Origin of the sequence: Lentilactobacillus parakefiri, from assembly GCF_002157585.1 — a bacterium.
GTDB lineage: Bacteria > Bacillota > Bacilli > Lactobacillales > Lactobacillaceae > Lentilactobacillus > Lentilactobacillus parakefiri.
Map to the genome: position 1 here is coordinate 41,194 of NZ_BDGB01000022.1, position 9,588 is coordinate 50,781.

Below are 9,588 nucleotides of genomic sequence, written 5' to 3' on the forward strand. Positions count from 1 at the left end.
TGGTAATGAGTGCACATCCTTGAAGCAGTTATTCTTTTAATGACATTAGTTGTTTTTTCAAACGTTGTCGATCATTTTGTTCCAGCAGTACCAGTTAGTTTAATTCAAGTGGTTTTGGGACTGGCAGCCGCTTTGATAATGCGGGTGACGATTCCGCTTGAAACAGACTGGTTCCTGCTGTTGTTTATCGCGCCGTTGCTTTTTAATGACGGCCGCAGGTTCCCGAAACGAGAGTTGTGGAAGCTTCGTGGTCCCATATTAACCAATGCAATTGTATTGGTTTTTTTGACCACCATTTTAGGGGGCTTACTCTTTCATTTAATTATTCCCACCATGCCATTTTCGGTCAGCTTTGCTTTAGCTGCGATCTTGTCGCCGACTGACCCGGTTGCCGTCCAGTCAATTTCCAAACGAGCGAAGCTTCCGGAAGGGATTTTACACATTGTCAGCGGTGAAAGCCTGATCAACGATGCGAGTGGCCTGATTGCCTTTAAATATGCAATTGCCGCCACAGTCACCGGCGTCTTCTCAGTTAAAGCTGCCGCAATTGACTTTGTTTATATCAGTATTATGGGGTTCATCAGCGGATTAGCCATCATGGGACTGATTTTATTAATTGAGAACTGGCTATATCGCCAGGGAATCAACGACGTGATCTTCAGCACCGTTCTGCAAGTAACGACGCCGTTTGTGGTTTACCTGGTAACCGAGGAATTCTTGCATGCTTCAGGCGTGATTGCGGTGGTTGCCGCTGGGATCATCTTTCATTTTTATGGAACTTCTCCTGACCGCAGCCAACCGGAACTTAAGCTGGTGAGTGAAAAAACCTGGGATATTATCATTTACACGTTAAACGGGATTGTTTTCTTAATTCTGGGGATTGAGCTGCCATTAGCGACTACTAATGTGATTCAGAACAATAAAATCAACACCTTTGCTGCTTTGGGGATTTCTTTTCTTGCCTGGCTGATCCTGTTGGCCATTCGAGTCGCGTGGATTTATGCCTACCAAGCAGTTAGCAGTATTCGTTCACGAAAAATCGCGTCCATTCAAACAAAATTAATGCCCACTTTTAAAGCGGCACTGCTGGCAGGGCTGTCAGGTGTTCGGGGAGCCGTTACTATGGCCGGGGTTTTATCAATCCCCATGACCGTGGCTAACGGCGATTCCTTCCCCTCCAGATCGCTGGCGCTGTTTGTTGCCGCAGGGGTGATCATCATCTCGCTGGTCGTTGCCACTGTCACGTTGCCATTGATCTCTGAGGATAAGGCACCACTATTGACTCGAGCCAACTCAACGGATAATCCTGATGAAATTGACTCAAGTCCGGCTGACGGCGAGACGGAATACATTTCTGAAGATGAAGCCCGCGTCTATATCATGAAGCTGGCAGTTCAACGAATTGAAGAAGAACGGCGGCCAAATAATCAAAAAGAGGCTTTTGACTTAATTCTTGACTATCAGTTCTTAATTCGAAGACTGGAATTAAAACTCCAGGATAAAAAAGAAATGGACTCGATTATTGCCGATGAATTAGCTTTGCGGAGGGTGGCCCTCCGTGGTGAGCGCGCCGCGGTGCAGAAATTATTTGATGACCAAAAGATTTCCAAACAGGCGTTCTTGATTGCGAACGCTAAGCTGCAGCGACTTGAAAATCGGATGATTCGCTCGGTTGGCCGTAAAGTCAAACTTGGTCGTGGAACGGTCCGGAATTTTATTAAACTCCGAAATCGCGTGTCATTATGGCTCATTCGCAGAAAAACCGATGAGGATATTTCAGATGAATTGGCGCTGATCCAGAGAGAACAGGCTAAAGCAGCCATTTCGGCATTATCTGATTATTTTGCCCGTGATGATATTGACAATCAACGGTTTGACAGTCAGTCGGTTTACCACTTAATCGTTCATTATCGAAACCAGATCGAGCTTGCTAAAGACCATTCCAAAAAGCAAATTAACGACCAGGCGATGAATTATCAGAGCCTGAGAATCAAGGCATTGGCTGCCGAACGTGAAGGGGTTCAGGTTCTTCTCGAGCAAGGCAATATTGATTGGTCAATGGCTGCTCATTTAAGACAATACATTAATTATTCTGAAACGGTTTTGATCATGGATTATCAAAACGAGTAGGGGGAGCTCCAAATGAATGACAAAGGGTTAGTGAACTTTAGAGACATTGGCGGAATCAGAATTCCTTCTGGAAAACTACAGTCTGGGTATTTCTTTAGAAGCGGTCAAATCGCCGGAATTAGTGCCGAACAGACCGCCTTTTTACAAGACCAGTGCCGGATCCAGGATGTTTACGATTTTAGAAGTACGGATGAAGTTAAACAAGCACCTGACAGTGCAATTTCTGGCGCTAACTATTATCATATTGATATTTTGTCAGATAAAACGTCAAAGGGCGCCAGCCTTGGATCGATGATCACTGATGGGAACATGGTTCATGAGAATATGCTGAAGACTTATGAATCGATCGTCTTAAGTCAATCTGCCCAAAAGGGATATCATGATTTCATGACTGATTTGCTGGAAAACGACGCGCCAATCTTATTCCACTGTTTTGCCGGTAAAGACAGAACCGGCTTTGCTGCAGCAGTCATCTTAAAAGTTGCCGGCGCCGACGGTCAACAAATTATGGACGATTACCTACTGACTAATCAATTACGGGTTCAGGCCAACCAAGACTTGCTCAACCGATTCAAAGGTGAAATGAATCAGCAGCAACTTGATAACCTGCACACCGCACTGATGGTTGATGCAGATTATTTACGTCATGCCAACGACGTTTTGCTAGAACACTTTGGCTCATTTGACGGGTATTTGAAGAATGGGCTGGATTTGCCAGATGATTATGTTGGGCGATTCAGGGCAAAATTCGTGACTGATATTTGAAGCAAAAGACTGATTTTCAAATCTAATGCGAAAAACGCAGATATCCCGATCGTTTGGAATACCTGCGTTTTCGGGCTGAATTTCTGAGTTGCAATGCATTTTTGTTTTAATCTTTCTTGTTTCAATCTTTCTTATACTTTTAAATTTGACAATTACCGAAACGTGGTAAATAAAGCAGTTTCCGGCCATATAAGCCGAGCCCTCCGAATATCCAGGTTTTGGATATTCGGAGGGCTCGGCTTATATTCTGGAAACTAACCGCTTTATTTACCACTCTTATTTTGTTTGTGGCTTTTGAATGAGTTTGAGCGTGTAGTAGAATACGAGTTGAACAGCCGTTAATAAGATAATAAATATAACTGCCGGTCGGCTCCACATGTTCAATAATGGTCTGATGAACAGTTCTGGTGTTAGGAAAAGGTAAATCGTGTGAATCCGCAAGAAGCGGCCAATGAAGATGCCAATCGATGCCAGAACCGTGAGGAGTACGATGACGACGTGTTTGGCAAGAAAATGATGGGCATGAATTCTTGCGGTGATGGCTTCAGCGACCTTGTCCAATCCCCAAAGTCCAATTAAGGTTGAAAAAATGGTTGAAATTAGCAGCAGGGCAAACTTGAACCACATCAGGTCGTCCAGTCTCAACAACCCGTTGACCCCATACGGATTCAGAAGCGATAAGTGGAATAAATCTGTTAACAGGTAAGGGGTATTGGGATAAAATAACAGCCAGATAATGATCAGCACCCAAAAGAGCAAGCCGTTTTTTGGTTGACCGACATCAATGTGAAAGCTGAGTTCGATTGGAATAAATGCCAAAAATGTATTTAGCACCAAAAAATTAAATGGGGGTTGTTTCAAATATGAATATAGCAGGGCGATCCAGACCAAAAAAAGTCCCCGGATCAGCCATTTTGTTTTTGCGTTCACGTTAAAACCCCCTATCAATATCATTAAACTATTTTTCTTGGACAAATGCCATCAATACTTGTCCAATCAAGCCATTTTTAAGGTTTTATTTAAACATCAATAGAAATTTTAATCGATTTTCAGTTTGAGAGGTTAGAATGATATAATATTTTTGAAAACTAATTAAGGGAGCGCGCAATGAACTGGTCTGATATTTTTACGCTACATAACTTGACGAGCCTGATTGATATTTTGGCCGTTTGGTTTTTAATTTATAATTTACTTTTGATTGTTCGAGATACCAAGGCAGTCCAGCTTTTGCGTGGGATTGTCTTGATCTTGGCGGTTAAAATCATCAGTGCTTACACCGGCCTTTCCACCCTGTCTTGGATCATGGATCAAGTGATTAATTGGGGAGTTATTGGTCTAATCGTTATTTTCCAGCCGGAAATTCGTCGTGGTTTGGAACATTTGGGCCGCGGATCAATCTTCGTTAAGGGGAGAAAAGAAAACGAAGCTGCCCAAAAGATGATTACGGCTTTGGACCGGGCAATTCAGTATATGTCCAAACGGCGGATTGGTGCGTTGATTACGCTGCAGATGAATACTGGTTTGGAGGAATACATCGAGACTGGGATTGCACTGGACGCTGATGTGAGTGGGGAATTGCTAATCAATATTTTTATCCCTAACACGCCACTGCACGATGGGGCGGTTATCATCAAAAACAACCGGGTTGCGGCCGCTGCGGCCTACCTACCGCTTTCTCAAAGTAATCTGATCCCTAAGGAATTAGGGACTCGTCACCGGGCTGCAGTGGGTATTTCAGAGCTGACTGATGCCATGACGGTGGTTATTTCAGAAGAGACCGGCGAAGTATCAATTACGCAAAATAACGAATTACTTCGTGGGATGACCCGGGATGATTACTTGAAGTACTTCAAGGATCAATTGTTTACCGATGAAGATGAGCAGACCCATAAGATCTTGATCAATACAGTGTCTGGCTTTATCGACAAGCATTTCAAAGGGGGACGGTAATATGCGACAATGGCTCTTAAAAAACTGGGCGTACCGTCTGTTGTCACTGTTCTTTGCCATCCTGTTATTCATGTATGTCGGCAGTACCCAATCGAACACAACCAGCAGTCAGTCCGGTAATACCAATTCCACATCGCTGACTTCTAATCGAACCCAGACTTTCTCGGTTCCACTTTCTTTAACGGTCAACAGCAATAAATATTTTGTGACCGGTTATCCACAGAAGGTCAAAGTTCATCTTACTGGCCCGTCTGCTCTCGTGACCACCACGGCCAATACCCAAAACTTCAAAGCTTATGCGGACTTCTCCAAACTGGGTGTGGGAACGCATACGGTGAGGATTCAACAGGATGGTTTAAATAATGATTTGAGGTATCGCTTCGAACCGGCTACAATAAAGGTTGATATTCAGCCCCGAGAGACTGTTTCTTATCCACTGACCGTTAAATATTCGCAACGCAATATTGCTTCTGGGTACCAGGCGGGTGAGGCCAACGCTGACGTGAAAAACGTCAAGATTACCGGTGCATCCGATCAGATTAACCGGATCAAGTCCGTTGTCGCTCAGCTAAACGTTCCGCAAAATGCCAAATCATCAATCTCCAGTCAGGCGATTATCGAGGCACTTGACGCCAAACAAAACACGGTTAACGTGGTGATTACACCCGCTACCGCAGATGTCACCTTACCGATCACACCAGGCAATAGTAAGGAATTGCCAATTAAATTGGAGCCAAAGGGCGTCACTGATGACAACGAGAGTTTTACTTTAACTTCGTCCACCAAGCGAGTTAGGGTATTTGGAACCAAAGCAGAATTGGCTAAGTTGACATCCGTCAAAATCGAAGTTGATACCAGCGATGTGACTAAGTCTAAGACCAAGCAGGTGTCACTAGATCCCAAGTTAAACAATGTCAAAGGCTTTGACCCAGAGCGGATTTCGGTCAAAATCACTCGGAATAACTAACAAATATTTAAACTGAAATGAGGAATTTTTACATGAAGTATTTTGGTACTGACGGCGTTCGCGGCATCGCAAACAAAGAATTAACTCCTGAGCTGGCTTTTAAGTGCGGTCGAGCAGGCGGTTATGTTTTGACCCACCATTCCGAAAGAAAACAACCCCAAGTATTGGTTGCAAGAGATACCCGAATATCTGGGCAAATGCTTGAAGAGGCGTTGATTGCCGGCCTATTATCGGTCGGAATTGAAGTCTTAAATTTGGGAATTGTGACCACTCCCGGCGTGGCTTACTTGGTTAGAAATCAGGAGGCCGATGCCGGTGTTATGATTACGGCTTCTCACAATCCGGTTGAATACAATGGCATCAAATTTTTCGGTGCGGATGGCTATAAATTATCCGATGAACTGGAAGAAGAGATTGAAGGTATCTTGGAACGACCAGAAGACATTCTTCCCCGGCCGGCTGCGGATGGATTGGGAGTCGCCGGTGATTACTTAGAAGGCAGTCAGAAGTACATTCATTTCCTTGAGCAGACAATTTCCGAGGATCTTTCTGGAATGAAGGTCGCTGTCGATGCCGCTAACGGGTCTACCAGCAAGCTAGTCACCACGCTGTATGCTGATTTGGGGATTGAATTTGAAACACTAGCTACTAATCCCGATGGCCTTAACATCAACGATCATGTCGGTTCAACCCATCCGGAACAACTGCAAAAGTTTGTCTTGGACAAAGGGGTTTCTGCTGGAATTGCCTTTGACGGTGACGGCGATCGCTGTATCGCCGTTGATGAGAACGGCAAGTTAGTTGATGGCGATGCCATTATGTATATTTGCGGCAAATACATGGCTGAACGCGGCCGCTTAAAGAAGAATACCATTGTGACAACCGTTATGAGTAATATGGGAATGTATAAGGCAATGGAACGCGAGGGTATGACCAGCGTCAAGACCCAGGTTGGCGACCGTTATGTCGTCGAAAAAATGAATCAGGACGGCTATAACTTGGGTGGCGAGCAATCCGGCCACATCATCTTCTTAGATTTTAATACGACTGGAGATGGCATGCTGACGAGCTTGCAGTTACTCTCGGTCATGAAAGCAACCGGTAAGAAGCTGTCTGAACTTGCCGGCGAAATTAAAAAATACCCACAACGCTTGATTAACGTTAAAGTGGCTGACAAAAAGCATGTTTTGGAAAATGATAAGGTCAAAGCCATTATTCAACAGGTTGAATCAGAAATGCACGGTGATGGCCGTGTTCTGGTTCGACCGAGTGGAACCGAACCATTGCTTCGAGTGATGACCGAAGCGCCAACGCAAGATTTGGTTGATGATTATACCAAACGAATTGCAGACGTGGTTCAAAGCGAGCTGGGAGTTGAATAATCTTTTCATTTTTTCATTTGATAACTTATTTAAACTTAATTTTTAGTGGGTGCTGTCAGTAAACCAAAAGTTTACGACAGCGCCTTTTTGTTTTGACTTCTGTTAAGCCGTCAAAGTTGATATATCAACTTTTAAGATTTGGTATACCATTTGATATCTTTTGTTGACTTTTAGCTTGAAGTTAGGTAGATTATACGTGTTATATAAATATATAGTGTTAATATTCTGTATATACCAATTTACGGAAATTGAGGAGAATACTAAAATGTGTGGAATAGTTGGAGTAACTGGAAATGATAATGCTGTTTCAATTTTATTGGAAGGGCTTGAAAAACTTGAATATCGCGGCTATGATTCCGCTGGCATTTACGTCAACGATCTAAATGGTAATGACTACCTTGTTAAGCGTAAGGGCCGGATTTCCGAACTTGAAGCCGCCGTCGGACCAGAAGTTCACGGTTCCGTTGGAATTGGCCACACCCGCTGGGCTACCCATGGGGTTGTCAGCGTTGATAATGCGCATCCACAATATTCTGAGGATTATCGTTTTTACCTGGTTCACAATGGTGTGATCGAAAACTACAAGGAACTTAAAGCTAAGTATCTGAGTAACACGACTTTTACCAGTCAAACTGATACCGAAGTGGTTGTCCAATTGGTTGATCGATTTGTTCAAGAAGAAGGAATGACCACCAAGGAAGCCTTTCTAAAGACTTTGAGTTTGCTTGAGGGTTCTTCATATGCTTTCTTATTAATTGATAGTACCGATCCTGAAACCCTCTACGTTGCTAAGAACAAGAGTCCGCTCTTGATCGGGGTTGGCGATGGCTGCAACGTTGTTTGTTCTGACGCCCTTGCGATGCTGAACGTCACGCATGATTTCCTTGAATTACATGACGGCGAAGTGGTCACCATCAAGCCTAATTCCGTCGATATTGAAGACCGCGAAGGACACAAAGTTGAGCGGGACACCTTCCACGTTGATATGGATGCCCAAGAAACTGATAAGGGACCCTATCCTTACTACATGCTAAAGGAAATTGACGAGCAGCCAAACGTGATGCGTAAACTGGCCTCGCTTTACACTGAAGAATCTGGTAAGCCAAACGTCGATTCAGAATTGATCAACGCCATGAAAGCGGCTGATCGTTTGTATATTGTGGGTGCCGGAACCAGTTATCACGCCGGGCTGGTTGGGAAGAAATTATTTGAAAAACTCGCTCACGTGCCAACTGAAGTCCATATTGCCTCTGAATTTGCATATGACAATCCACTTTTGTCCAAGAAGCCATTCTTTATTTTCCTGTCACAAAGTGGTGAAACAGCAGATAGTCGTGAAGTTTTGGTCAATGTGAATGCCAACAACTACGAGAGTTTAACCATCACCAACGTCGAAAATTCCACTCTTTTCAGGGAAGCCACTTACACGATGTTACTGCATGCTGGTCCTGAAATTTCGGTGGCGTCAACCAAGGCTTACACCGCTCAAATTGGGGTTGAGGCAATTTTGGCAAAGGCGTTAGGTGAAGCTAAGGAACAAACCATTGCCGAAGAATTTGATATCCGTCAGCAATTGGGATTGGTCGCAACCGGCATGCAAGCGATTATTGATGAAAAGGACGTCATCGATGACCTTGCCAAAAAGTACTTTGTTCCCGCTAATCGGGCCTTCTACATTGGCCGTGGGATTGATCAGACCGTTTCATTGGAGTCTGCTTTGAAGCTAAAAGAAATTTCCTATGTTCAAGCAGAAGGATTTGCATCCGGTGAACTTAAGCATGGGACAATCGCGTTGATTGAGGAGGGAACCCCCGTCGTTGGGATCATTACTCAAAAGCGGACGGCAAACTTAACCCGCAGCAATTTGCAGGAAACTGAATCACGTGGTGCGGCAACGTTTACCATTGTCCGTAAGGGATTAGCTGAGGAAGATGATACTTTGATCATTCCAGACGTTAATGAATTAATTACGCCATTGCTAAGTGTGGTTCCAGCACAATTAATTGCTTACTTCACTAGTTTAAACAAGGGATTGGATGTTGATCGTCCAAGGAACTTGGCAAAGAGTGTCACAGTTGAGTAAACCAATTTTGAATAGATTTTGAATGAGGGGCAGGCAGAAAGTGCTTGTCCTTTTTTTGGTTCTTCGTCAACTGTTGTTGGTGAACAAAATATTGGAGTTCTAATCACTTGGTGATTAGAGCTCTTTTTGTATGAACTCGAAAAGCAAACAGTACTCTGAACCGGAATCTGAAGAAGTTTCGGTAACCAAATCCAGTTCGTTTAATGACTTTAATCTTATTATTGGAACCCTCTAAAGGCCCGTTGGTGTAGTGGTGAGTAAAAGTGTTGCCAATTTCATCACGATGAACTGCCAAGGTTTGGAGGACTGCC

General features: G+C 43.9%; 8 protein-coding genes. 6 read left to right on the top strand and 2 right to left on the bottom strand.

Annotation, left to right across the window (positions count from 1 at the left end):
• Positions 1-9 precede the first annotated feature (9 nt).
• Both LPKJCM_RS01355 and LPKJCM_RS01360 read left to right on the top strand, forming a co-directional pair.
• Positions 10-2,130 carry a cation:proton antiporter gene (locus LPKJCM_RS01355; protein ID WP_057962747.1) on the top strand — a complete coding sequence of 707 codons (2,121 nt, stop codon included), beginning with the start codon at positions 10-12 and terminating at the stop codon, positions 2,128-2,130.
• A 12-nt stretch (positions 2,131-2,142) separates the two neighbouring features.
• Entirely contained in the window at positions 2,143-2,895 is a 753-nt protein-coding gene (locus LPKJCM_RS01360) for a tyrosine-protein phosphatase (RefSeq protein WP_057962748.1), read from the top strand.
• Positions 2,896-3,171: 276 nt separating this feature from the next.
• On the opposite strand, the gene LPKJCM_RS01365 is transcribed toward LPKJCM_RS01360, so the two are convergent.
• Complete coding sequence (locus LPKJCM_RS01365) at positions 3,172-3,825, bottom strand: DUF1361 domain-containing protein (RefSeq protein WP_174658996.1); 654 nt, start codon at positions 3,823-3,825, stop codon at positions 3,172-3,174.
• 177 nt (positions 3,826-4,002) lie between these two features.
• On the opposite strand from LPKJCM_RS01365, the gene cdaA reads away from it, so the two are divergent.
• The 4 genes from cdaA to glmS all read left to right on the top strand — a co-directional run bounded on the left by cdaA (position 4,003) and on the right by glmS (position 9,277).
• Positions 4,003-4,845, top strand: coding sequence for a diadenylate cyclase CdaA (gene cdaA, locus LPKJCM_RS01370; RefSeq protein WP_057962750.1), 843 nt, complete (start codon positions 4,003-4,005; stop codon positions 4,843-4,845).
• A 1-nt stretch (position 4,846) separates the two neighbouring features.
• Entirely contained in the window at positions 4,847-5,812 is a 966-nt protein-coding gene (locus LPKJCM_RS01375; protein ID WP_057962751.1) for a CdaR family protein, read from the top strand.
• A gap of 32 nt (positions 5,813-5,844) precedes the next feature.
• Complete coding sequence (gene glmM, locus LPKJCM_RS01380) at positions 5,845-7,194, top strand: phosphoglucosamine mutase (RefSeq protein ID WP_057962752.1); 1,350 nt, start codon at positions 5,845-5,847, stop codon at positions 7,192-7,194.
• 265 nt (positions 7,195-7,459) lie between these two features.
• The gene (glmS, locus tag LPKJCM_RS01385; protein ID WP_057962753.1) at positions 7,460-9,277 is read left to right on the top strand and encodes a glutamine--fructose-6-phosphate transaminase (isomerizing); all 1,818 of its coding nucleotides are present in this window, start codon (positions 7,460-7,462) and stop codon (positions 9,275-9,277) included.
• Positions 9,278-9,380: 103 nt separating this feature from the next.
• Here glmS and LPKJCM_RS01390 read toward each other — a convergent pair.
• The coding region (locus tag LPKJCM_RS01390) for a transposase (protein ID WP_165758554.1) at positions 9,381-9,588 on the bottom strand (208 nt) is incomplete at its 5' end.